The following is a 24,711-nucleotide window of genomic DNA, read 5'->3' as shown; positions in this document are numbered from 1 at the left end:
AAGAAATTATAGAGACGCAAATCCTCAATTGGATGGAGCATGTTCTACTGAGTTATTCCAGTGAGAACCAAATAGAAAACAGTCGAAATTCGGAGGATTGATTTTTTGATGAGAGTACTCAAAGATCATGAAAAACTAACCAGGGAAGAAATCTCAGCCTTGATCGGTAAGATCAGGGCTATTGTTTATACTCGTGTATCATCTGATATCCAAATAGACAATTACTCGTTAGAATCGCAGATTGAAATCTGTATTAGCGAAGCAAAGACTAAGTTTGATATCAACAAAGATGAAATTATTGTATTAAGAGAAGAAGCCGAATCTGGGGACAATCCTAATCGTCCAATGCTGAATTATATACTGTTTCTACTTGAAAAGGGATTGGGGACAAAAGTTATCTTCCTGCATCCAGATAGATTGAGTAGACACTTGCATTTACAACAGCAAATCACACATAGGATTTGGGAGTTAGGTTGCGATCTACATTTTGTGGAGTTTGATCTTCAAAAAGGAAATGCAGAGTCGATGCTGAACTACAATATCCAAGGCTCTATTGCTCAATATAATAAGGCTAAGATTCTGGCGAATACAAAGCGCGGTAGAAAAACAATGGTAGCAAACAATAAGATTCCGGGGATGAATAGAATATATGGATACACCTATGATAAGGAATTGAACACTCTAGTAGAGAATGAATTAGAAAAAGAGAGATACCTAATCATGGTAGAGATGATTCTTGAAGGAGCCACTTGTTCAGAAATAGCACGTCACTTTTCTAAGAAAAGATATGCTGCCCCTAAAGGAGATAAATGGTATCAGGTTACAATTAGCAGGATACTTAGAAATGAATCCTACATGGGAACTTTCTTTTATGGTAAGACAGAAATTGTTCGAACTAACGGAAAAAGAATACAAATACCAAAACTGCGAAATGAATGGTCTAAAATTGATATTCCACAATATATAGATGAGGTTACATTTGAGAGATTGCAAAAAGCTCTAGATGGAAACGTAAAGAATAGTGGGAGACCATCGGAGGATTATTTATTAAGAAGTATTGTACGATGCGGGAGATGTGGAGCTGCTGTATCTTCAGGAGTAGTAACCAAAACTCAGAATGGCATATTAAAATACTACACATGTACAAGAAAGACCAAAAAATCATATAGTGTTGAAACTGGATTATCCAACACCACATGCAAGGGATCGAATTGGCGAGTTGACATAGTGGACTCGATAGTCTGGAATGAGGTATTGAAAATCATAGGTAATCCCGAACCAATGATTCCAGAATTATCTGAACGATTATCAGATAGAAGTAGATTAGATGAGATTATACTAAATATAAACATTATTATCAAAGATATTGCTGAAAAGGAAATGTCCAGAAATAGGTATATCGATCTTTGTGGTGACTTAATTATCACAAAAGAGGAACTTTTGAAGAAGCTTCAACCAATTGAGAAAGAACTTACTGAATTGAAAAAAGAACTATCCGTTTTGAACAAAAACCTAGATCTGAACAGTGGACAAAATACTAGTATGCCACTTAGACTAACATTGCTTGAAAAATATCAAAATATTATTAATTACGAATTACAAATGATAGACATGAGAAAAATAGTGGGCGTCCTTGTCGATAAAGTAGTCTTACATGACGATAAACGCATCGAGATACTATATAAATTCACCGCTGAAAGTAAATTAGTTAGAAATGATCCCTATGTCTCTGATTCAGTCAACTTAAATAAGCTTAAGTGGGTAGTTGAATCCCCTCCTGCTAAATGGAGCGAGATTGAGCACCTTTACCCTCAGATGGTGAAAATGTACAACGAAAAGTTGCTTAGTTTCGAACAGATAGCTGAATCAACCGAAACAGATTGGTGGACAATTAAGCAAATGTTTAAAGCTAAGGGAGCCATCTTGCTTACAACTAAAGAAAGAGGCATGAAAAGACGAGCTCGTGACTTTGAGAGGATTTATAATCTACACTATGTTGAAGGGTTGTCCCTTACAAAGATTTATAAAGATTATGAATTAAGTCCACCATATTGTAGACAGGTGCTCCAAGAAAACATTCACAAGTTAAAAAAATGACCTCCCCTCTGTGTCCTCTGGAATGAATAGTGTATTCCCCCTCCTCTATGGAGGGCTATTTTGTGTAGATGGGATGGCATTATAGTGTCGGTTTTATCCAATAGAATTTCACTCGTTAAAATTCAACTCTCGTGTCGCAGTGGAAGTGCTAGGCTACTATTCTGTAAAATGGACACTATTTCAAATTTAAAATACCCCCCATATATCTATGTATGGTCAATGCAATAACTTAGTGATCAATTGACAAGTGCTAGCGGATTATTTTCCAGATATTATTAGTTTCTGGGTGTAAATGTACCCCCTATGTATAATGTTATTATATGCTCTAAACTCCAACTAAGCTCATTCAGGAAAAGAATCAATTCCAAAACAACAAAAAGCCTAGCAAGAATATCTAGGCTAATCATTACTTTTATAGTCTATCCATCTTAGCAAGCATCTTCTCTCTTGTTGGGTTAGTGTACAGCAACGTAGTATGTATGTTACTGTGCCCGGCTTGATTGGCTACCTCATGCACTGACATATCATTCTCTAATGCATGGGAACAGAAGAAGTGACGCAAATCGTGTGGCGTGATATCTTTGCCTATGATACCTGAATAATGCTTAAACAGTTTATTGATTACTGTTCTATCTAGTTTGCTTCCACGGTTACTGACAAACAAGTATTCTCCTTTGATACCCTTCTCTTCTCTTTCCTTGATCCAGCTTTGCAACGCTGTTCTTGCTTTGCTCCCTATATTCACATTCCGCTGTTTCTTCCCTTTACCCTCTGACACAATCAATTCCCTGGATGTTAGATTGAATTCATTCATCCCAATGTTTAAGCATTCACTAATACGTAGACCACAATAGGCCAGTAATGAAACGATAGCATAGTTACGCTTAGATTCACTCTCTAATACCAGTTGTCTGAATTTCTCTATATCAGCAAGCCCAACCGTAGCCAATGAAGCATATTGTTTCTGTAGCTTTAACATATCCTTCTTGCTTATCACCTGTTCAGTTTGGACATTCGTTTCAATGAGATAATCATTAAACTTAATCAATGCACTTATCTTAGCGTTGATCGATGTTGGACTGTTCTTCTTAATCGTTTTCAAGTAGCTTATGTAATCTTTAACATTCTCTCTATGTACTTTCTTAAACTCGACTCCCTTACTTTCCTCAAACCATTTAATATATCCTCTAACATTTAGTATGTAGCTTTTAATTGTGTTGGTACTTAGTTCATCGGTTATTAGCTGCTGCTCAAACAATTGAATCATTAGCTCACTCCCTATCAGTTATGTTGCATTATGTAAAGGCGTATAACCACTAAATTATGTTGCATTACATACTCTTATTCTACCCTTATACATCACGAAATGCAACATAATTAATATTATGCTGCAAAATAAATTAATGTCTATTCCGGACTGCGACAATGATATATTTGAGGATTAATGGCTGCTAACTTCAATTTGAGGTTACAGTTCGGAAATCGAAGTTCGATTCCTTATTGTCCACTTGTAGTAGTGTAACAATATGGTACTGGAACAACATCGTAATTTCCGAAGTCACTAACCGGTCATTTAGGATGGTTACTTTTAACTGTCTGGATATTCACGATAGTTCACCACTGTTTGGGACAGTGTGTTCTGTTTAAGAAACAATCCATCACGATCAATTGATTAAGGAAGAGAAAACATTTCAAATAGCTTTCCTAATACCAAGCGGTGCAATGTCATACCAAATTGTTCATATGACAGAATCAACAAATTATAATCACATGGATCGTGATTCCAATCGTGTACGATACAACAACTATCCATTTATGCAGTTAAATCAACGTTTTAGCTTCTTTGTCAGGTCAATTTATCCTATATCGTAAGCGCAATCGTAGAATGATCAACAACAACTAAAAAGCTAGTCGTAGCAACGATTTTAACGTATTAGAAAATTTTGTAAGTTTACGATTGAAATATCAAAAAATGTAGGTAGGACAAGGGATTTCAGCGTATTTTAAAATATCAATCGTATAGTAACAGGATTATCTAAAATGATGACTTATTTATGGATTATTTCACATTTATTCCGAATAAGAATTAAAAACGCTGATAACTTCTATTTAGATGAATACATCACAATACAAGCAAATCAGAAAACCTCCTTATTTGATTTTGAGTGTTATAGAGTACTAGTATAATTTTCAAACAAATTGAATATATTAAAGAATAACAATAGGAAACATAGGAGGATATTATACTAATGGAAAAAGTTATTTTTGCAGGTGACGTTTTCGAATACACTGAGTTCGAAGATGGATCTAAACTATTGTATACTGAGAAGAACAGCCGAGGTTTTAAGATTACACTCAAAATTTCAGGTGATCCAGAAGAGCATGAAATAGCTCATCAAGCTTTGAAAAATTTCTTTGTAAAAGGAAGTTTATAGTTATTTGTCTAAAATCTCATAAAGGGGTTAACTCTGTCTTGATGTACCTCAACCCGAATAAAAGTTGACTCACAAAAAGGCGTCCAGATTAATTCGTCTGAGTGCCCTTTTCATGGATATCTAAATTGATTAGCTCTGCTTGATTACAGATCATATTAGTTGTGTACTAATAAACTTCGAAACTTACTCTGTCATCTTTCAGACCATTATTGTACGTATAAAAGGATCGCAATCCATCCATCGGTATAGTAGGATCGGGAGCAACCTCTCCCTCTAAAGTTTGTATTAGTGGTCTTACATAGTTAGTAATATTATTATTAACATAATTTAAAATCTCCAAATTATCTTTATATTCTTCAATAAACTTTTGATTTCTCTTAAGGGTGTACTCATTCATTAAGCGGCACAATACCAGAGCCTGCCTTAATAAAATTGAACCATGCCATCTTCTTCTTTTCAGTGAGTTAATATCATGTAATACCATCATTTCTTCAGACCATTTATAAGCCAAGGCAGCTGTAGAAGGGGTTATCTCATCAAAAAAAAGTTTAAGATTAACGCTAGTATCTAAATCCATTATAAACTTATGTAATTGTACAGAAACAACAACCTCGTCTCCAAATTTATCTTTTATGAGTGCAATATACAGTTCGCCTAGATTCTCACCTTCATAATACTTTTGTATGTATGGAAGTAATTTGTTTTGTGATTGAATTTTATTAAAAGGTACAAACTCAACTGCGTTAGCGTAATTCACTGTATTCACTCCCTATCATCTCATATGAATCATGCCTTTAATCAATCTTGCATTTCATCAGACTATTCACGTTCCAACATCATCTCTCTGTACTCTTCATACATCATTTCCTCATAGTGATCATACATTTCGTCTTGATAGTCCTCATCAGAGTATTCAAATCTGGCTTTATCTAGCAACTCCTCGATATTTTCTACATGTTGTCCTAAGAAGCTAACAGCCTCCTCGTAGAACCCTTTGAGATTTCTAATAGTTAAATTAACCTCATCTTCAGACAATTCTAATTCAAAGTGCATAAGTTTGTTTCTCGTTTTATTAAAATCATCAATGGCTCCCTTAAGTATATCTGGAATAGTTAAATCACAGAGTAGTTCCAACCGTTTAACACCCTCTGTTAACGAAACAGTCTTTAAATCGTGTCCGACCTCAAATACATTTTGTTTGCCTTGCTTGATCATCTGGTTTTTAGCTGCCATGTATTTTCCAATGTCGCTAAAAATTAAGTACTCCTTTTCGTTTTTAAGGATCATTTTAAATAATATCTCAATTGCATGATTCAATGAGAGGATTGCGTCTTTCAAGTTATGTTCAACGCCCTCATGTAGTCCCGCTTCAAGTTTTTCAATACATGTATAAGCTTGCTTTAGAGAATCGATTCCATTCTCCAATAGACCATATTTCATTTGAGTACCCCCGTTATTTAAAAATGCTACTTACCAGAATACCTATTCACCGTTATCGGATAATGGTATATCTCTATATCCTCCGCAATGAACCCTCTCCGCTGAGTTGCTAACAAAGTCTCATACATGTTCTGTCTTCCCACTGGGTTATCGGTGTGTATGTATATCTTATCAGCTCTTAATCCATGCTCACAAAAATACTTAACCAAGTCATATCCATTGGGCAACTCTACACCATCTACATCCTCACCCAGATCGTGGTCTAATGTAAGAATAGCCACCTTTCTAGTCTCAAGTATATGAATGGCTTCATAATATGTACGAGCGACCACGAAGCCTTCTGGATAGTCTCTGAGGTCGTCAACGTATAGGTTGATCTTATCTGTCATGGTCGCACATCCTTCCCTGTGAAACACATCTTTTACTGGACTCACGTAAACATATAAATGCTAATAATTTCTATATGCAGCTTTCACATAAATAGCAACAAGTTGATATAGACGATAATCATTAAACTCACTTTCATTGTCATATATAATCGCAACCCTGTCTGATAACTCATCGATGTTCAGCTCCTTCTCACTCGTCAATGAAATTGACTTTTCCAAACTCTCTTCTTCCCCTGTATAAACTTCATATATCACCTTGTAGATATAGCTCATGTTTCTATACCTGCTCTTTAAATCATCTGGTAATTTTTCATGGAATATCTTTGTCGAATCATCTGGTGAAATATAATGTACAGCGTACTCCAATATATACACTCCTTCTCATATCATTAAAATAGCCATTTGCTCAACCTTCAAACTTCTTTTTTAAACGAAGATATTCAGACCATTCTGGATCATATTCTCTTTCCCAAAAACTATGAACTTTTTTTAGCTCCGATATATAAAACGCATCTTTTTGCTCTATATTATTTAGTAAACCTTCGTAGAGCCCTAAATCTTTAGCTAATTTAAAAAATCCATCGCCTGGTATTTTAGTTTCTTGGTTAACCACAATAACAGATAGCATAGGGTGTCCTTGTTTGTTTTCATCAACAGAAATGTCTCCGAGAAGACCCGCTAGTGATTTTGATATAGGATCTTCATTGAGATCAAATTGTAGTTTAAGGTAACGAGCTATATCAGTATAAGTACATACTTCATTATTCGAAGCCACATTTACTGTTAAATGCGATGCTAAACTTGATCGAACTAATGAGTATTCCTCTTCGTCTAGAAATCCTACCTTCCCATATTTCAATTTCCAAACCATTCGCAATCACCTCATGAAATAGTTATTTCTCAATAATCTAATCATTTACTCGTAGTGTTTGTTAATAATACACACTATGTCCATCAAGCAGGACCAATACCCTTTACAGATTGTCACCACATCATCAGAGGTTGTGTACTCAAGATTATCAGCTCCAAAAGAATGTTTTATTTCGTATTTCTCATCATTTATGAGTGTAATCTTGTTGATGTTTGTCAAAAAGGGGGAAGATATTTGTGTACCTGGAAAGTTATGAATAATATTATCTCTAAACCTCTTTCCTTTCTTAATTTCCTCTGAATCTGTTACCTCTGTCAACCTTTCATGTAGCAAAGGGTCTTTATCCATCAGCCCCTTCTTTGCCTCATAAAAAGAAATATTTTTTTTGGTTCTAATATCAAAACTTTTAAACAAAATGTGGGCAAGTATCTCTAAGCTTGAGAAACCTTTACTAAAAAACACATCAACATAAAAATTAAAGAAATCTTTATGAAGATAATTTTTCTCATCGAAATCAGGAAAATATGTCACTTTGCCCTTTTCTTTGTGAAGCCATGTTGAATCGTTTATTCCTAGAGATTTGAAGTGAACTAAATAAGCTAGACTCCTCTGAACTTCAACTAATCTTATAGTGAATGTCTCTTTCCATACCGATATCTCTTGGTTAATCATCCACTCTTTCGATACTTCACCTGTGATGTTAAGCGCATCTTCACTAAGGAATTGTAAAGGTCTACTCTCATTAACTATCTTTTGAAGCTGCTCTATCGTAGGATAGTTAATGTGAAGAAACGTATCATCCACTTAGTTGATCCTCCTTTCTAAAACTTATAGACATCTATAACAGTAATCTATAATTTACTTTTCCCTATTCGAAATTTCATTTCAACTCACTGTCGTATGCATTTGCAAAAGTAATTCCCACAACCTGAACTTGATCATAACTCTGAAACTTTGCACGAGACTCAATTAATCCATGCACTACATTTGCTGCTCGTTGTGCCAGTTCCTCTTTATCCAGCTTCTCATCAGAATTAACTCTCACGTTCCTGTTTATGTATTCTTCCGCGTCATCCTGACTAGCATATAGATTAACCACAACTGTATTTAACATTTTCAGGCATCGAATAATATTTCAATTCTCTAACCTCACTTTCTCATCAAATGTAAGTTTTATCTAATTTTGAAAACCCACTTGTGTTGTACTTTCTCCCTAAAGAAACGACTCCATGTTAAACAGTTTTGGCTTCTTTGTCTTCATACCTTCTGATAACGTCTTCAAATAAGTGTAAATTCGATTTGTATTAGATAAGACTCTGAAAACTATTTTTTGATGATTGCTTGCCATTGATTTTATATGAACTTCTGCTGGGAAATATATCCCAGGTATAAGCATTTCTTCATCGTTGAATGTTCTATATCTTGAAGCTACTCTATGGTTCCCATCAACCATTAAAGATAAGTTTGATGGAGCATAATCGACAACATATATTGGATTTGAATTTCGAAGAGCGTGATCAAATCTATCTATTTCTAATCCATTAGAATCTACAAACTGTCTAACTTCCCCAATCTTAAATTTTTTCCTTATTACTTTGTTCTCATTATTCTTTATCATTTTCTTCAAAAGTGGAATGCTCCACGCAAATTCATATGTCTCACCGTTAGGCAAAACATGTTCTCTAACATACAATTCGCCAGCATTAATAGTGATGGTTATTTCTTCCTTTGACTCAAGCAATCTCAACAATACAATTTTAAGTTGATTGCATTGTTCTATGTAATTTGGATAGTCGATCATTTTTAATTCCGGAAACACTTTTAACTCTTCAACCAATTCAATCATAGAATGAATAGCTTTAACTTTTTGCGCATTTAAATTAAGAATCATTTTTTTTGTTCTCCTCCGTCCAATTAAATCTTCTTTTCACTTCAAGAAAATCATATTTCGTTTACAATTTTTATGGTTGCAATGCTACTACTTTTAATAAAGATTTCGCTTTTTTTACTAACTATTCTTAAAATGAAATCGCCCTTATTTGTAATTGTCAAAATCTCCCCTTCAATTGAAGTGTTGTTGACGAGTAGTATGCAAACCACATATCGCGTGCGATGAAATTGATCTATAGCAACAATTCCAAGATTTTTAGAAGTTTTAAGAAGTAAAAAAAGCATCCATAAAAGCAACAAAAAAATACCAATAATTGATAGTAACATTTGAGGTTCAAAAATTCTGTTTAGATTCTTAGTAACAGCCTCGGTTAGTGCCAAAGAGAAAGCAACACCGAGGGACAGATTAATTACAAATAATGCAGCGGTCTTACTTTTCATTGAATTCGTGCGCTCTAAAACGAATGTATATATCACACCTGAAATCAATGGTACTGCAAGTGAAAACTTAAAATATTCATGTAAATACTTATAGTGTATTAGTGTTGTACCAAAAATAATCAAGAGAGCCGACAAAAGAAATATGTTTGTTCCTAAGAAACGTCCAAGCTTATATCTATTTTGCACTTTTTCTATTCCACTTACATTCTGTTCTGTAATTGATAAAAGAGCTTTAATAACTACACTCACAAAATTCTTCATTAATTACATTCCTCATTCATAGGTATATGAAGCTCACATTTCACCTTTACTCTTGTGGCTCTCGTGCAGTTTGTAATCTGAGGCTACAATCCGTGCTTTAGAAAGGTCTCCATTTGTTTCAATAGCAATCTTTCTGGCAATGTCAAAATCAAGACCCTCTGACTCAGTTAATATCTCAATTACATTGATTTGGCTTGCTGTGAGTTCCATTGAATATACACTCCTTATGAAAGATTCATTACATTGGTTCTTTTTTATTTATTTTGTCCAAATATTCTGTGTATTCTTCTTTTAATTGATTGATTTTCTCTTCAATTTCCTTTTTATCTCCTCTCCTTTTTGTTTCATTTTTAGAACGCTCCCAATCATGCTTCAACAAGTAGCTGAAACAGATTCTTAACATAATTTTTTGGTCATCTTCGGGCTCTGATTTTTGAACTCTAATACCTTCCAGTAACTTAATGATTTCTCTATCGAGTCTGTTTTCTTGGGATTCTGAAGGGTTTAAACTCAACAAGAGCTCAGTAATTACTTGTTCTTTTGTTTCACCCTCTTTATATTTATTAGAACAAATTTTCGCTACACTTTTTTTAACGAAATCCCTCCACTTTCCTCTCTCTTCAGTTATGTATTTTAATGATTGGTTTTTGTCATTAGTTTGTTTTGATGCCACATTAGATATGATTGCAGCTATAACAGAAGAGCCTAATACAGTACCTATCAGTGTTACATATAAAGTTAAGCCTTGATCCGTTGAGTTAGTGGTTACATTTAAAATTTGTGACGTGAAGTTTATCATAAGTACCTCCTTAATTATTATGAAAGACTCATTTCAACTGATATTACCTCATCTAATTCCAGCCATTAGATCATCAAGAACAATGATCAATTTTCCATATGTTTATTAATTTATTCAGATCTTGTGACGGAAACATGAAGACCAAGTAAATCTAACTGTTCCTTTGTCAAGACGAATTCTTGGTCTGTGTGTGAAAGATTATCACGTACTAGTTCAAAATCCTTATCTGTCATATCACAGTATTTAATCCATACTCCAAGTTTTGAAAGTTCGCTGAATGTTAGTGTAATTTTCATTATTTTACTTCCTCTCAATAGTCAGATAGAAAAATCATTAAAAAATCCATTGTCTCTAAAAAAAAATTACAATATTCTGATAAAAGATTTTTTTATAGCGTTTTAAAGTAATTTATTAATTGATATATCTTCTTAAGATACGGAATAAACACCTGAATGTTGGCATAAACTTGTTCCTTCGAGATGGTTACTCCTGTCGGATGACCAGCATCATTACGATAGTTTCTGATCATTTCAAAAACTCCAAGCAATACATTACTTAAACCATCACTGATATCTTTCGGGATACCCGATTGAATTGTCGTGAGACTTCTGGTCAATTCATCGAATTGTCTCTTAATCATCTTATTTGCGAATTTATCATGAATTTGCTTACGTTTCACATCATCTTCAAATGAATTGATAAATGAATCAATAAGTAAAAGCAGAGCCTTTTCAGATGCACAACCAAGCATAATTGTCGAGGACAACAAAAGATTTATTCGATAAGCCTTTAGGCATTCAGTCATATATGTAATAATTAAGTCGTCAATCTCAGGGATATCTTGTTTTATGCTATTTAAGTACCCTGATGGGTCATGCGGCATAGGCATCTCTGAATTTACAACGGAATTTCCATAGTCAGTAAGTTTAAGGAATGGCCATTCAGAATTGTTTGCATTAATTCCAATCATCAATATTCCTTCAACTATCAGATTCCATATTATTTCTCTAACACGATCCTGGTCATCTCCATCTAAAACATATTCCCTTCCAAAATAACCGCCGTTACTGGTTTCTCTATCAAGTACTATTTCTTTACTCACTGCAAGTTGTGCTACATCATTACACACTCTGACATACTGGCTTTGTGATTCATTCTTAAAAACTTCCAACACAAGCCCTCTAATTTGATCAAGGGGCACATCCATTTTTTGCAACCGACTCATTTGAGTATTCTCCTTATAAAAGTATTATTTCACCTAGATAAATAATGGTAAAACTGTGCATACTACATCTACATAACTACCACAATTATACAACAACAAGTTACCATCTACTATGTTTGAAGAAAACTATACAAATAGGAATAGACTCATCCACATAGACAAGTCATACGATACACATTTTCACCGTCATAATTACAGTCGATTCGTGGTTTGGGCAACAGATATAGCGGAGCAGAAGTGTTCAGTGGTGGTCAACTTGACTACTACTCATTCTATCCTTGAGATTTCAATGTTAGCTATACTTAATGTCTACATAAGAAAAGCACCCCAATGGATGCTTTTAGTGTACGCTCTACTATTCTATTTTTTCAACCAAACTAAATTAATTGTTCTTTAATTAAATTCAATAAGTCATTAGGAGTATTTTCGGATATTTGATAATAGGTTAAATAAATGGCAACAATTGCAAGTATAATGGTGACAATTGTTAGCATCACTGTTTTACGCTGTATTGAGAAGTTAGTTTGGAGAGTCAATATTTCCACTGTGCTATCTAGTGTCTTTACTAATGATTCGGAATGCTTGAAGGTTTCATTAATAAGATACAGTGTATTATTGACTATAAATTCATGAAAAGGAGTACTAATGATTTCAGTATTTGTTGGTGTCCATTCAAATGAAGATCTTATTAATCTCCTTTTCAAACTATCTGGATTAAACTCATCTTTAATTCTGTTTAACATGTAACCTTTTCGTTCAATTGTCGATCTCAGATAAATTATATTCTTATAGTTAACTTTCTTATTGGATATTGATTTGAAAGTGCTAATTCTAAAATTAGCGATTTGCTCACTTATAAAGAGAGTGTATTTTCGTATAGCAAGTACGGGTAACACTTCTCTAATAAAATAGTCTCCTTCATAAATGATTTGAGATTCGATTGAAGAAAATTCAGATTCCGGATTATTTTCAGAATTGCAAGTTATTTTAATGGAGTCGTCCAAACTTCTGTCTAGTTCTGCTATTAGATTCCATTGATCGTGAACATAATTTTTATAACTTAAAACACTTTGGGGTAATCCGATTGAATCCCAAAATAGATTTGAGCTATCTTCAGATCGATCTTCTTGTTTTATTTTATACAGTAATACACTTGGTGAAACAAGTTCATTCTCATGAAAAAAAGTAGGTAGATATTTGCTGATTTCAGAAAAAAACTTCCATTTCAGCTCTAAAATATGATCTTCCACAATTCTATTTTTTACTGTTTCGGGGAACTCAGTTGTACTACCCCAAAATTTGAATAGCCCTTTTAACTTTGGTCTTAATATTCTTTCTTCCTGAACATTCTTTTTTATAACATTATCGAATTCGGATAAATATAGCTTTGATGGATGTATTTGGAATATGAGAACAATGATTGAAGAAGAGACTTGTGAGGCTTGAATTTGAACATGCTCAATGTAATCGCCTATATCTGTATTTTCTTTGAATTTAATATTACCAAGCAGACTCCAACGTCTCCCATGAATATCCGTTGTTACTTTATTGTAAAATTCATCAATTTGATTGGGATCATTAAAATAGAATGGTGAGGGACGATATAGTGATATTAATTTCTTCATACCATCTTTCATATCTGCCAACTCTTCTACTGAAATTAATTCAGCTACTGTAACAGTCAGAAGTTCAACTTGAGTATCATCAGGAATTGAAACACTATCAGAACTGATTCCCGTCTCCCTTGTTCCCCAATAAATACTCGAAAGAAAATCATGATTATTTCTTTCTTTGAGCTTGAGGAGAGAAAGTTTTCCTGTTAGGTAACGTTGGAACTTATCTATTCGAGAAAACCTGTTCTTAGAATATGGGTTAGTTATTTTCAAAACATGCCTCCGTCTATATGTAACATATATATTAATGAATTATGGAACCATTCAGCAGCAGCAACATCTACATTTTGACATGCAACAAATGGTTAAGTTTGGTCATCCAGTTAGCATCGCTCCGCTTTTGCTTCTCTTGTACCCTCGTACTTACGAATGATCAGTTTCATACTAATAAATTTTATCAACTCTACCATCTTTCACAACCACTTTAGATCCATCCTTGAAACTATAAGTATTCACTACGTGCTTTTCTGCCCTTCCTGCATTGTTCAAGCTGTATCTGTGTGAATCAATTAGCGATGCCTCTCCCAAAATCGTGTAACTTATGTACCTCTCTGGCATTCCTACAAATGGAGAGCTTTTCCCATATACAGCTTTATCATTTTCCACTTCATCTAGTTTAAGTTTATTATTTTCCTCATTTAGTATAGTAATTCTTTTCTGAATATCTTGATCAATATAAACGTATGCTTCTTCAGGTATAGCCATTAATAATCGTAATGCTTTATCAAGATCACCTTTTTCATAGTATTCGTTTGATTTTCTTATTTGACCAGAAATAGCTTGTTTCTTGTACTGTTCCTTCTTATAGAAAATGGGAGTCGTCACCAAATCCAAAAAATAATATGCTTCCACGTACTCCCTTTTCTCTAAATAGCTAGTTGATACGCTATAGAATATATACTGTTCACGGAAATAAGACGTATGCGGTAATAGTATAATCAAAATTATTACTACAAGAAGTAACAATTTCACTCCGAGTGACTTCCTTTTCTTTGTATTGTTTAATGTCAAAGTACAGTTCAAACCCTTTCATATTAATAATCATTTTTTTAAAGTTGATGTATGGGTTGACCTAAGAATTCAGAAGAGTCAGAATTAGTTATCTTGAGGTAAGTGATTTCTTCTTATAGACTGAAACCTTCATAGGGCAATGCCCACTTAACTTATATAAACAACGTGCACATCAACCAGACCTCACTTTAACGAACTCACTTTGCTACCACAATTATACAACAACAGGTGTAAAGCCACCTAGATTTATAAAACAAAACTTACTAATTCTCAAATGTTATTTGTCCATTTATTCTTTAATATAAAAAAACACCCCGAAGGGTGCGAATATCTATTCGTACAAAGCCATTTTGATATATGACTTGTATTGCTGCTCTGATATTAAAATCCCTGCATGCGCTGAGTCAAACCCTTTGGATGAATTTGTGAGATAATTTTTGAAATCAGTGGAACTATTAGAGATAAAGTATTTATTCAAAGCAGTATCTGTTAATTTAAAATAATCAATTGCAGCAAAGTAATTGATTATTACTTCGTTGTAGATCGGATTATTTTTCAAATCGTTTTGCAATGAATTGTAAGCGTTTATTGTTTCATTCAATCGTTTATTCATGTTGCTAATGGTTAATGTTGGGTTTTGATTCAAACCTATGCTTTGATACGCAAGACTATAACCGTTAGATATCGTTTTTAAAGCTTCTCCTAGGTCGCTCAATCTTTTAAAGTTATTTGCTGTAGCTACGTAAGTTTTAAGAGGTAATGAATCACTAGTCCCCGAAGTCTGTCCAACAGTTACATCCACAGTTTGATTCTTCGAATCCCAAGTGTACCCAACGCCAAGTTGACCCACCATACTAATTGGGATCATTGTTCGTCCATTGTAGCTAATTGCTGGAACGTCAGGTGTCTTTAATGCTACTCCGTTAGATGTGATTCTTATAATTTGATTTCCCTTATATGTTCCCCAAACACTAGCAGCGCTTACTGCCCCTGCAAATAACATACTTGCCATTACTATTGATACAACCTTCTTCTTCATTCTCGTATCCCCTTGTTTATATCCGTATCGGTTACGGTTCTCACTCAGTTATGTAGGCAACATTATTATATCACCACTACATAATGTAAGGTGATTACAAAGTGGAAAATTATCCACCTAGTCGAATCAAAATAAAAAGCAAATCGAACAACAATGTTCGTTATAGTTAAATCTGCAATGAAGTACTTTTTATCTTTGAAGTTAGAAAGCGGAATATTCCGTTCTCATATTAGTTAACAATGTGGTTTCAACCCACACCGTATGATTAATCCTTCATCCAACAGAATTGTCGAGTGAGAATCAAGTAATAATCAACCATATGTTCCAATTAGACATAAAGGTTAACGTCCATGTGGGTGAAAAGGTTTACAAGGTGGATAGTTTTCCACTTAGTAGTTATTGGCGTGGATTATCATATGGTCGGCATCAATCACATGATCGAAGTTATTGGAGGGTTCCTTCTTCAAGAAGGTAGCATTCGGGGTTGCTACGATTAACCACGGACTTCAACTCCGTGGATATTTTGTCTATGGTCAAACATTCAGTGAGGTAGATTAAGTCTCCCGTTGTTCGTTTTAAAACTAAAAAGCAGGAAATCATTCACTCTGGGACACCATGTCCCAGAGACCATTACGAGGATATTTCTCTCAGTGCGTTTCACACAGCGTTAAACGGCTGTACATTGCGTACAACGAATGTTCAATATGGACACTCGTGTTCAAGTTGGACACAACGTCCAACCAAAGGATGTAGGTTCAACATACCACCTTTTTCAGTTACCGTCAGTTTTTTGGGGGAACATGCATATATAAAACAAAAGGACAGCGTAACTTAGCACCATCCTCTTCAAACATACATATCTTGTCTTGTTATCTCCTATTCCATTAGTCGTTTCTGTTTCCTGATTAGTGTGAGTTCCTTTCTAATCTCCACCCTACGTTCAATTGAGATGTCTAAGCGTGATCCTTCTTTAACCAAGTCATGATACAAACTATCCAATTCAGTTGTACTGGTATTCTTATTTCTTCGATTGATAAACTTCTTTTCATTAATTGCCTTTGCACTCTCCTGATTATTTAACTTTCTATCCCACTGATACGGAACATCCCTGTACTCCAAATTCATTATCGTTTCAAACAGTGTTTCTTCATAAGACATCCAACTTATATCCCCTTCCTATGTCGCTGGAATCAATGTATCTTCAAGAATCTCTGTGTACATCGTTTCCAGAATAAAGGATTGTCTCTTATGATTTTGTCTCAATTTAGTATCCATTACCTTCATTAACACTGTCCATTGTGGCTGTCTTGCACGATCCAGTAATGCTAATGTGAGCATAGCACATGGTGAAGGATATCTGAAGAATACATCAATGGCTTCACGTTGCATCTGATACGTATCTAGTGTCCAGTAAGATTGCTCTTGCTCTGATAAGTTGTAATACTCTTCTTCATAACGCTTGTAACGATACTCTTTAATTAGGTTTTTGATAAATTGTATTGGTTTCATATGTTTATCTCCTTTTCGTCACAAACTGTGCTTACTTCAAAACTCACGTACCAATTTGGTATTACCTTATAAGTGTGTGAATCAAATCGTCATTTCACAGAATTTTTATGTATTAACTTGTTGTAATCAGATTGATAAGATTTTTCTACGTTACAACGTTATCCGTTCTAGTAAAATGTTACTGACAAAATTGAATTTACTTATACAACGCTGTCAACGCCCTATTAAGATGAATTGAGTAATCCGTTTGTTTCAGTTTAACCAACTCTTTTAGATCGATGTTCCATTGCTGGATACGCTCTTCATGAGCAGGGACAATGCTATGTTTAAAATATTGCCGTAATGCTTGAATTGGATTTAACAAGTACATATCAAGAAACGACTCATCTGACATTGGGTTAAGACAAAGTTGCTCTTTTCTCATTTCGTGTAGAAGATCGAAAACTTGATGTCCATTGGGATCAAATGGAACACGCATCATGAACTCATAGCGCAACTCTTCAGTAACCAAGATAGCCTTAAAATTGTCGATAAGAGCAATAGCCTTTTTACTTACGTTACAATCAACGATAACCTCTTCAATTGTCCAAGTTGGTCTGATATACTCGGTTGTCATATATATTCTTCTCCTTTAAAGTTTGGATTTGTTTAATTGAATGCTACGAACGCATAACTGCCCTTTGATCAACTTGCCATGTTTATACATGTGCATACGACGCTCCTTTCTGATTGAATAACTTTGTAAAACGTCATTAATTTGTCTTTCTGTAATTGTTATAAGAACAATATTTGAAGTATGTTGTTGCTATTTTGATTTGCTTTTCGGAATCTAAGCACAAGTTACATGGTACAAATTTTGATGATGAAAAGTTACAGATAGTGTACAATGTGTACACAGGTGTTAATTGTTCAATTCATCCAAATTATGACCTTGTGGTCATAATTAAAATATACACTTAGGGTCATATATTGTCAACTGTCTGGAGGTAATTTATGCTTAAGGTTAAAATTAAACTTAAAGAGGTACTTAAACAACGCAATCTAACACAAAAACAACTTGAATCTATGTCTGGGGTTAGTCAAGCCAGAATTTCGAAACTTGCCAAGGCTGACAGACAAGAAGTTAACCTTGATATGCTAACAAAGATAGCCGCTGCACTAGATATCAAAGACATATCTGAGCTGATTCAGTTTGAAGAAGTACTAGACATAGATCATGCACCTGACTCAAAATGAATTGGGTCTTTTTTTGTTGTTTTTCTATTTTGCTTAAATTCTACCGTCAACTTTTCTCTAACAGGATGAAATGCGATATAGTACGTAATGGATCGTCTTTTTATTCCCTCTCATAAAATAAAAAAAGCAATCCATTAGGACTGCTTAATTATTGTTAAAATTAATCTTTCTTAGGAAACGAAAAAACACTAAGACAGATAAAAGACTCCCTCTTTTTTTGCGGGAGTCGTCGAAATTAATGGGTGTCATCAATTAGATTATACACATTACAAATATCACTAGAAGGTTATTTGGGCAATCCATTAACTACTTCACAAACATTGACATTATATCCTTGCACTCTTAGTTTGACATAGTGCTCAGAGCGAAGATCAGATGAGCCTTCTAAATACTCCTTTGCTTCTTTGGAATCAGCAGTAAAATGCGGAGTTTTAGATTTTTCATCAAACTCTTTGAAATATAGAACTTCTCCATTGTTCTTCTCAAGTACTATAACATGTTTCGACATTTCATTTCTCCTCCTCTTTTAATCTCATAAGGTGGTAAGTTAATCCATCAGCTACACTACCTAATTATACTCTTTATGAATTAGTTTAACATACTAAAAAGAACTTTAAACGAAATCAGACTTTCGTTTGAAAGAAGTACAGTATATAGTTTTAAATTATTCGAGATGGTATATTTGAATAAAAAAGGAGTTTTTAAATGTTTTCAATTTATGATCTCTCCAAAGAAGAGGACAGATTAATTCAGAATGCAAAAGATATCCATGGTCGTTATTTTACATTTACAAAAGAAGTTATAGAATACTCTTGGACTTTTATTGAAAAGATTGATGCCACTGCATATGTATTTAATGCGTTCTCAACCCAAATGAATAAATCTTTGTCCCTTTCTTTACTATCAATAATTAGACTTCACACAATTCAAGCATACCAATCACTAAGAAATGCAATTGAGTCTGTAGGACTAGCAAGTTACTCACTTTACAAGCCCAATCAAAATAACTACGTTTTAGATAATCCTGAATTTCCAGGACATCTTATTGCGAAAAAAGGCGTTTCAGATAAAGTAAATAAGTGGCTGAACAATAATTATCCTTCCCACTCCGATAAATTGAGAAGCATTAAAAGCGAGCATATAAACAAACATTTTGCACACTCAAATCTAACAGATGCTTTAACTAATGTGCACTACATTGACAATAAAACCTATAATTCTGTTTTTGATGAGACCAGCTTTATACTTACAAAAATACATTTAGTAAGCTTATCAAACATGGCTATACATATGATCGATCTATTGGGTAATGTCTTGAAAGATTATCCTTTAGCTAAAATCAAAACTGGCCACTCAGTAAAACTAGATGGATTTCATAGGACTTGTAGACAACAATACTTAAGCCTCAAAAATGATGCTACATTCCCTAAATATTAGCTGCCCTCGTGGTAGCTTTTTTCTTGAAATTCAACGTTCGTCGTGAATCATGTAATATTCATGGTCTTTAAGAATTATTCTTTCAACCTCTTCATCTGTTGCGTCTTCCCAAACAGTTATCATCCTGTTATACGTAACAATCGGCCTTGCACGTTGGAGAGACAAATTATTGAGATTTATTCTGAATTTAGTAGCCATCCCCCCCCCACTGTTAAGCATAAGATTGGAGGCTTTTCTCCATTACGTTAAAGTCCTAATGCCTAAACTATTCCAGTACTAAATCGTTTAGAATAATAATCCCCTACACTTTTAAAAGTTATTTGGGTTATTTTTTATTGTAACCGTATATGCAAGTGAGGGTTTTGACAATATGTCAAAAGGGTTGATAGCAATCATAAAATACGCATAATAACCGTCACAGGAAAAGATTAATTCGCCTTACAAATCCACACCAGTCAACAGCTTGCCCCATTTCTAAAGCGTCACAAAAAGCGTCACAAAATTGAATCACAATTGATTTTTTTTAGCGTTTCCCAAGTCTTTTTAAACACTTTTGAAAACGAATGAAAGCTTGTCCCATATGGGTCCATGACGTATAGCAGTACTTTGCGACTCTAATCCAAAATAGGATACGGTAGTTGCTCCGCACATGATATATCCTTTGGATGTGTTAATGGTCAACAACGTTGTTTTGGGCAGCTTGACTTCTACCCCAACCAATACATGCTCTCCAACTACAATGGGCTCCATCGTCACCATAATTTCCCGATCCACCTCCTCTTCCACAGGTCACGATAATTGTATGCCTCATTCTGTATTGTCGTGTGGACACCTGCCGTGTTTGAGAAAATGTAGGTACTTACAGTTCAATTGTTGGTAATTCTCCTCGCAGACTTTAGTAGAAATATGCTTTCATTGAAATAATCATACCACCTCTCCAACATGTGTTTTTTTGTTTTGCGCGTTTCACGCACTCAACTGGTTAACGTCATATTAAAATAGACGCAATTATGAGCGCCTTCACTGTATGTACTTATAGGGTAATAAGACAGTTGCAATTTATCATCTCAAATTTATTCAGTTTATTATCATGTTACTTTTCAATTTTTTTCTGTAATTTAACAAGGGGATCAATAATCCCCTTGCATTTATCACCATGCCATTTTTAAAAACTATTATTAAAACGCTACCCAACCATTGGTAGGTGTCATATTAGAATGACTGGTAGTGAAAGAGTAATATCTATGTGATGGCGTTGAAGCTTTAATGTTTATTCCTAATGTATCGCTTAAAAAGCCAGCAGCCCCTGTTGCTCTCATAGTCCAAGTGCCCGATGCATTGAAGTAGCCCTCAGAAATGAAACCCGGACTATTGTTTGATGTTTCGCTCAAAAGATATAATGGATTCTTATTCGTATGACCTTGTATAACTTGAAGAGGTTTTACTGCCACGCTTCCATTGTGCTCCCAACTGACTGTCAGAGTGATAGTGGTTGTATCAATGCCAAAAGCTGCTAATTTAACAGAGCGGCTAACTGATGCATGTTGATTGGCTTGTGCGGCTAAAGCATTCGTTGAAAATTGATTTGCTTGACTATCTTCTGTTGTGATAGTCTCAACTTCAATAGAAATTTCCTTATACTTGTCTTCATATAATGAACCCTCCTTACCAGATAACATATCGCCTATCGCATTTACATAATCTTCTGATGCGATAAAGTTCAGGAAAGCATTTTGCTTAGAGGGCCCTAAGTTGGTAAACTGTTCCAAAGTCTCAGTAGCTTCTGTATCTCCCTCACTAATAAGTTGATTTAAATAATTCACATATTCCTCAGCAGTATATTTTACTGGTTCAGATGAAGCATCTGCTAATGCCGTAGATGCAAATAACGTTGTTACTAGAACTAGTACTAGCGAACTTTTTGATAATTTCCTTAACATTGAATCAATTCCCTTCAATTGGTTATATAGTAGTATAGGCAAGGTGATATTAATATGTTACCATTAATTAGGAAGTTTGAAACAGTTATTCTAAATTTTCTCAAAAGGTGATGATAACTTGAAAAAAAATGGACTTATGTGGATTGTAATAGTTATAGTAGCTATAATGGTCGTTATGGGAATTTTATATTTTTTCGTTGAATCTGCATAAAGAATAAGGGAGATCTCTGAGATAATTATCTCTGGTCTCCCTTTTGATTCTATAGTCTAAAGATAGTTTTTCTTACTTTCACCCAAAGATATGGTTTTTATAAATACCATCTATGAACACAAAATACCGAAGTAGAAAAAAATCAGCTTATTGCTTCTTTTACTTATCTTTGCCTTCTTGAGAAATGATTGAAGTGACTACGCTACCCATCAATCCCTTTTTCCCGGCATGTCTGCAAACCTCCGTAAAGATATCTTGGATTACAACGTCAATCTCCCATACTTCTGTATAATCTCTTGAGAGCGTCATTCCCATTCCCAATATCCTTTTGCACACTATGAGTATTTATGGTTACTGGACTATCCCAAATCCATTTGCGACTCCTTACACAGGGAATAAACACCCATAAAAAAAGACCCCCTCATCCAAGGAAGGTCAAAGTGGGCCTACCTTAAAACGTATGCTCATCATTCTTTAATCGCCTTATCTCCGTTAACTCTCTTCTAATTCCCAGTACACGTCTATGAAGTACACTTCGATCTATTGATTCAGCAACCGACTTTTTGAACTGGACGTCTGATTCACTTAATTGTTCACGAGCTAATTTCTTTTTATGTATTGGTTTAACTTGAAGTTTATTAGTTTCAGGTTTGATAGGCTTCAATCTCTTCTGCTTCATAATCTGTTCAAATACGCTGTCCTCTTGACGCATGGTCTTCATTCCTTAATATGTGATGAACACATTGTATCATAACGAGAAGACGACTGTTACACAATAAAATACAGATGCTTAGAGCTGGGCAGAGCCTAAACGCAAAAAAAAAGAGGGCCGGCGCCCTCTTTGATAATTAACTCACTTTATAAAATGTAAAAATACGCTTGATTCCCTGGACTCTTCACAATCACTGTGGTCACTAAATCACTGGCATCCCGTTTACGGATACTTGCAATTGAATCTAACTCTTCATTCGCAATAACTCTTGGTAGGAGATACGCGGCCAGATCAGGCTTGGAAATTGTCATTTCAGTAGCCATATCCACAATCTGTCTCACATCTACCGTAGAATGCATATCCTTCCACTCTCGTACCTGAAGATAGCCATCCAAGTATTCTCTTTCCTTAATACTAATGTGGCCATCCAAAACATCCATATACTTGACCTCAATGCTGGAAAGCAAATCAGGTCTGGAGATATATAATTGCCCAGGCTGTTCTTCCAGATAAGGAATCTCAAGACTGCCTGCCCTCTCATCATGATCTAATGCTCTGACTTGAAGAACACTATTCAGATCAGGCTTATTAACCATAATCTCCGAAATCACAGTCGAATCACCGTCGTACATGACCGTTAGCAAAGACCCCAACGTTGAAGTTGCTTTTATATAATTGGAGACTTCCAATGAAGCATGAAGATCAGGTATGGATACAATTAAACTCGTATCCCGTCCATCATCGAACAGCTGTGATATCGTTAACGTACTGACCAGAGACATTTGTCTATCTACCGTAATAACTGAAGACAAGTCAGGATGAGACACTGTGATTTCTACAGTTTTTTCGTCGTCCAGACCTGTTCTAACGGCAAGATTACCGTCTGTATCCTTAGTTGTTCGTATAGCAGTAATGAACTGCGAATGAAGCTCGGGTTTAGAAACAGCAACCCATGTTTCCTTCTCTTCTGTCCTACTTTCAGCAATAGAAATGTTCGAATCCAGTTCCGCATCTATACGTTTAGCTACTATCAGATCTACATCCAGGTCCGGACGGCTGACTGCGATTACTTGAGGTATATCATGATGCATGTGATCCTCATAGCGGTGAACGTACAACTGAGATTTGAGCCAATCCAGCCCAATATCACTGTGCACAACTAACGTTGAAGCAATATCCTTGCGACCTACACCATAAATAAAAACTTCACTTTCAATTTCGGTTCGACCGATGGAATAGATCTGAGAAGTGATATATTTGATCTGCAAAACAGGTGGTTTGGAAGACTCACGAGTGTTGAAATAAATCGGCGTGTTACCGCTAGACTGAATAATCATTCCAACATTTGAAAGAATACCTTCTCTCCACATTTGGAGTAATGCCATCATATCAAACTCAACATAACGTTCAGTCGTATCAATGACATAACTGGACGATAAGAGCTGTATGGACTGAGGTCTGTTCGCATACGTAATCCCGTACTCCCGCCACAGTGTATCCGGCTGATGCAGCTCAATGTGTGCTCCTGGTGCCAGGGTTCCTGTGTAATATAACCTCAATTTAGCTTCTTCCAAATGTAACAAATCGGGTATTCTGGTATCCAGATCACCGAAATGTATAAACGATTCGAATTGCTCCATCTCGTCTCTACCGATCATCATACGCTGTGTATCACCAAAGTTGATCGTCTGCAAGTGAGTTTGACTTCGCGTGGTTGCATCAGCAACAGGCTTAAGATTAACAGTTACACGCGGTGCTTCCAGTAATTCATATTTGCCGTGTGCACGGTTATGTGGTCGAACGTACAACATGCCTTCAAGATCAACTTTGGATGCCGCTTGAATGGTTGCGCTCAGATCTCCTTGCGCCTTGTACATTACATATAGCGAATTGCTCAATTCCTGTGACCGTCTGACACGTACGGATATACTGGATACGATCTCGGACACTTTTCTTGTAGCAGCTATTAGAGTCGAAGACAGGTCGTCATCCATTTGATTGTACAGGATATACTTTGCTGCAAAACGATTTTCCGGACTTTTAATATGTATAAAACTATCTAATAGAGTCTCCCCGTTATTAATTTCATTCACTT

28 protein-coding genes and 1 pseudogene are annotated in these 24,711 nt (G+C 35.0%); 4 read left to right on the top strand and 25 right to left on the bottom strand.

Annotation, left to right across the window (positions count from 1 at the left end):
• Window positions 1-108 precede the first annotated feature (108 nt).
• Window positions 109-2,097 carry a recombinase family protein gene (locus V6669_RS09465; RefSeq protein ID WP_338594888.1) on the top strand — a complete coding sequence of 663 codons (1,989 nt, stop codon included), beginning with the start codon at window positions 109-111 and terminating at the stop codon, window positions 2,095-2,097.
• 412 nt (window positions 2,098-2,509) lie between these two features.
• Here V6669_RS09465 and V6669_RS09460 read toward each other — a convergent pair whose 3' ends face one another.
• A complete protein-coding gene (locus V6669_RS09460) occupies window positions 2,510-3,364 on the bottom strand; it encodes a tyrosine-type recombinase/integrase (RefSeq protein WP_338593218.1) in 855 nt (284 codons plus the stop codon).
• A 982-nt stretch (window positions 3,365-4,346) separates the two neighbouring features.
• Here V6669_RS09460 and V6669_RS09455 point away from each other — a divergent pair.
• Entirely contained in the window at window positions 4,347-4,532 is a 186-nt protein-coding gene (locus V6669_RS09455) for a hypothetical protein (protein ID WP_338593216.1), read from the top strand.
• A gap of 166 nt (window positions 4,533-4,698) precedes the next feature.
• Here the strand turns inward: V6669_RS09455 and V6669_RS09450 are convergent, their stop codons facing one another.
• The 19 genes from V6669_RS09450 to V6669_RS09360 all read right to left on the bottom strand — a co-directional run bounded on the left by V6669_RS09450 (window position 4,699) and on the right by V6669_RS09360 (window position 17,696).
• Window positions 4,699-5,289, bottom strand: a complete 591-nt coding sequence (locus V6669_RS09450) for a hypothetical protein (protein ID WP_338593214.1) — start codon at window positions 5,287-5,289, stop codon at window positions 4,699-4,701.
• A 62-nt stretch (window positions 5,290-5,351) separates the two neighbouring features.
• Window positions 5,352-5,972: a hypothetical protein gene (locus V6669_RS09445; RefSeq protein ID WP_338593212.1), complete on the bottom strand. Its 621-nt coding sequence runs from the start codon at window positions 5,970-5,972 to the stop codon at window positions 5,352-5,354.
• 26 nt (window positions 5,973-5,998) lie between these two features.
• Window positions 5,999-6,361, bottom strand: a complete 363-nt coding sequence (locus tag V6669_RS09440) for a cyclic-phosphate processing receiver domain-containing protein (protein ID WP_338593209.1) — start codon at window positions 6,359-6,361, stop codon at window positions 5,999-6,001.
• A 60-nt stretch (window positions 6,362-6,421) separates the two neighbouring features.
• A complete protein-coding gene (locus V6669_RS09435) occupies window positions 6,422-6,727 on the bottom strand; it encodes a hypothetical protein (RefSeq protein ID WP_338593206.1) in 306 nt (101 codons plus the stop codon).
• A gap of 40 nt (window positions 6,728-6,767) precedes the next feature.
• Complete coding sequence (locus V6669_RS09430) at window positions 6,768-7,232, bottom strand: hypothetical protein (protein ID WP_338593203.1); 465 nt, start codon at window positions 7,230-7,232, stop codon at window positions 6,768-6,770.
• A 45-nt stretch (window positions 7,233-7,277) separates the two neighbouring features.
• On the bottom strand, window positions 7,278-8,036 hold the full coding sequence (locus V6669_RS09425; RefSeq protein WP_338593200.1) for a Cthe_2314 family HEPN domain-containing protein: 759 nt from the start codon (window positions 8,034-8,036) through the stop codon (window positions 7,278-7,280).
• Between the two features lie 76 nt (window positions 8,037-8,112).
• Entirely contained in the window at window positions 8,113-8,277 is a 165-nt protein-coding gene (locus V6669_RS09420; protein ID WP_338593198.1) for a hypothetical protein, read from the bottom strand.
• Between the two features lie 168 nt (window positions 8,278-8,445).
• The gene (locus tag V6669_RS09415; protein ID WP_338593195.1) at window positions 8,446-9,123 is read right to left on the bottom strand and encodes a hypothetical protein; all 678 of its coding nucleotides are present in this window, start codon (window positions 9,121-9,123) and stop codon (window positions 8,446-8,448) included.
• 50 nt (window positions 9,124-9,173) lie between these two features.
• Window positions 9,174-9,824, bottom strand: a complete 651-nt coding sequence (locus V6669_RS09410) for a hypothetical protein (protein WP_338593193.1) — start codon at window positions 9,822-9,824, stop codon at window positions 9,174-9,176.
• A gap of 33 nt (window positions 9,825-9,857) precedes the next feature.
• A complete protein-coding gene (locus V6669_RS09405; RefSeq protein WP_338593190.1) occupies window positions 9,858-10,034 on the bottom strand; it encodes a hypothetical protein in 177 nt (58 codons plus the stop codon).
• 28 nt (window positions 10,035-10,062) lie between these two features.
• Window positions 10,063-10,623, bottom strand: a complete 561-nt coding sequence (locus V6669_RS09400; RefSeq protein ID WP_338593187.1) for a hypothetical protein — start codon at window positions 10,621-10,623, stop codon at window positions 10,063-10,065.
• A gap of 110 nt (window positions 10,624-10,733) precedes the next feature.
• Window positions 10,734-10,919, bottom strand: coding sequence for a hypothetical protein (locus V6669_RS09395; protein WP_338593185.1), 186 nt, complete (start codon window positions 10,917-10,919; stop codon window positions 10,734-10,736).
• A 92-nt stretch (window positions 10,920-11,011) separates the two neighbouring features.
• Entirely contained in the window at window positions 11,012-11,848 is an 837-nt protein-coding gene (locus V6669_RS09390) for a hypothetical protein (RefSeq protein WP_338593182.1), read from the bottom strand.
• 377 nt (window positions 11,849-12,225) lie between these two features.
• Window positions 12,226-13,734 carry a hypothetical protein gene (locus tag V6669_RS09385; RefSeq protein ID WP_338593179.1) on the bottom strand — a complete coding sequence of 503 codons (1,509 nt, stop codon included), beginning with the start codon at window positions 13,732-13,734 and terminating at the stop codon, window positions 12,226-12,228.
• Window positions 13,735-13,905: 171 nt separating this feature from the next.
• Entirely contained in the window at window positions 13,906-14,493 is a 588-nt protein-coding gene (locus tag V6669_RS09380) for a hypothetical protein (protein WP_338593177.1), read from the bottom strand.
• A gap of 370 nt (window positions 14,494-14,863) precedes the next feature.
• Complete coding sequence (locus tag V6669_RS09375) at window positions 14,864-15,571, bottom strand: stalk domain-containing protein (protein WP_338593175.1); 708 nt, start codon at window positions 15,569-15,571, stop codon at window positions 14,864-14,866.
• An 876-nt stretch (window positions 15,572-16,447) separates the two neighbouring features.
• Window positions 16,448-16,729, bottom strand: a complete 282-nt coding sequence (locus V6669_RS09370) for a hypothetical protein (protein ID WP_338593172.1) — start codon at window positions 16,727-16,729, stop codon at window positions 16,448-16,450.
• 18 nt (window positions 16,730-16,747) lie between these two features.
• On the bottom strand, window positions 16,748-17,080 hold the full coding sequence (locus tag V6669_RS09365) for a hypothetical protein (protein ID WP_338593170.1): 333 nt from the start codon (window positions 17,078-17,080) through the stop codon (window positions 16,748-16,750).
• 196 nt (window positions 17,081-17,276) lie between these two features.
• Window positions 17,277-17,696 carry a hypothetical protein gene (locus V6669_RS09360; protein ID WP_111271497.1) on the bottom strand — a complete coding sequence of 140 codons (420 nt, stop codon included), beginning with the start codon at window positions 17,694-17,696 and terminating at the stop codon, window positions 17,277-17,279.
• A 377-nt stretch (window positions 17,697-18,073) separates the two neighbouring features.
• On the opposite strand from V6669_RS09360, the gene V6669_RS09355 reads away from it, so the two are divergent.
• On the top strand, window positions 18,074-18,316 hold the full coding sequence (locus tag V6669_RS09355) for a helix-turn-helix transcriptional regulator (RefSeq protein ID WP_111271496.1): 243 nt from the start codon (window positions 18,074-18,076) through the stop codon (window positions 18,314-18,316).
• Between the two features lie 286 nt (window positions 18,317-18,602).
• Here V6669_RS09355 and V6669_RS09350 read toward each other — a convergent pair whose 3' ends face one another.
• On the bottom strand, window positions 18,603-18,824 hold the full coding sequence (locus V6669_RS09350) for a hypothetical protein (RefSeq protein ID WP_338593163.1): 222 nt from the start codon (window positions 18,822-18,824) through the stop codon (window positions 18,603-18,605).
• A 197-nt stretch (window positions 18,825-19,021) separates the two neighbouring features.
• On the opposite strand from V6669_RS09350, the gene V6669_RS09345 reads away from it, so the two are divergent.
• Window positions 19,022-19,753 carry a hypothetical protein gene (locus tag V6669_RS09345; protein WP_338593161.1) on the top strand — a complete coding sequence of 244 codons (732 nt, stop codon included), beginning with the start codon at window positions 19,022-19,024 and terminating at the stop codon, window positions 19,751-19,753.
• A 639-nt stretch (window positions 19,754-20,392) separates the two neighbouring features.
• Here the strand turns inward: V6669_RS09345 and V6669_RS09340 are convergent.
• The 4 genes and pseudogenes from V6669_RS09340 to V6669_RS09325 all read right to left on the bottom strand — a co-directional run.
• Window positions 20,393-20,512: pseudogene (locus V6669_RS09340) on the bottom strand (DUF1805 domain-containing protein); the annotation flags it as partial.
• Between the two features lie 419 nt (window positions 20,513-20,931).
• Complete coding sequence (locus V6669_RS09335) at window positions 20,932-21,693, bottom strand: hypothetical protein (protein ID WP_133384171.1); 762 nt, start codon at window positions 21,691-21,693, stop codon at window positions 20,932-20,934.
• Between the two features lie 662 nt (window positions 21,694-22,355).
• A complete protein-coding gene (locus tag V6669_RS09330; protein WP_338593155.1) occupies window positions 22,356-22,616 on the bottom strand; it encodes a hypothetical protein in 261 nt (86 codons plus the stop codon).
• A 146-nt stretch (window positions 22,617-22,762) separates the two neighbouring features.
• On the bottom strand, window positions 22,763-24,709 hold the full coding sequence (locus tag V6669_RS09325) for a DNRLRE domain-containing protein (RefSeq protein WP_338593153.1): 1,947 nt from the start codon (window positions 24,707-24,709) through the stop codon (window positions 22,763-22,765).
• Between the last annotated feature and the right edge of the window lie 2 nt (window positions 24,710-24,711).

The sequence above is a fragment of the Paenibacillus sp. Y5S-9 genome (assembly GCF_036894235.1).
In the GTDB taxonomy this organism is placed as follows: domain Bacteria; phylum Bacillota; class Bacilli; order Paenibacillales; family Paenibacillaceae; genus Paenibacillus.
The sequence above is the reverse complement of the archived record's forward strand: the minus strand, read 5'-3'. Positions and strand labels throughout refer to the sequence as shown.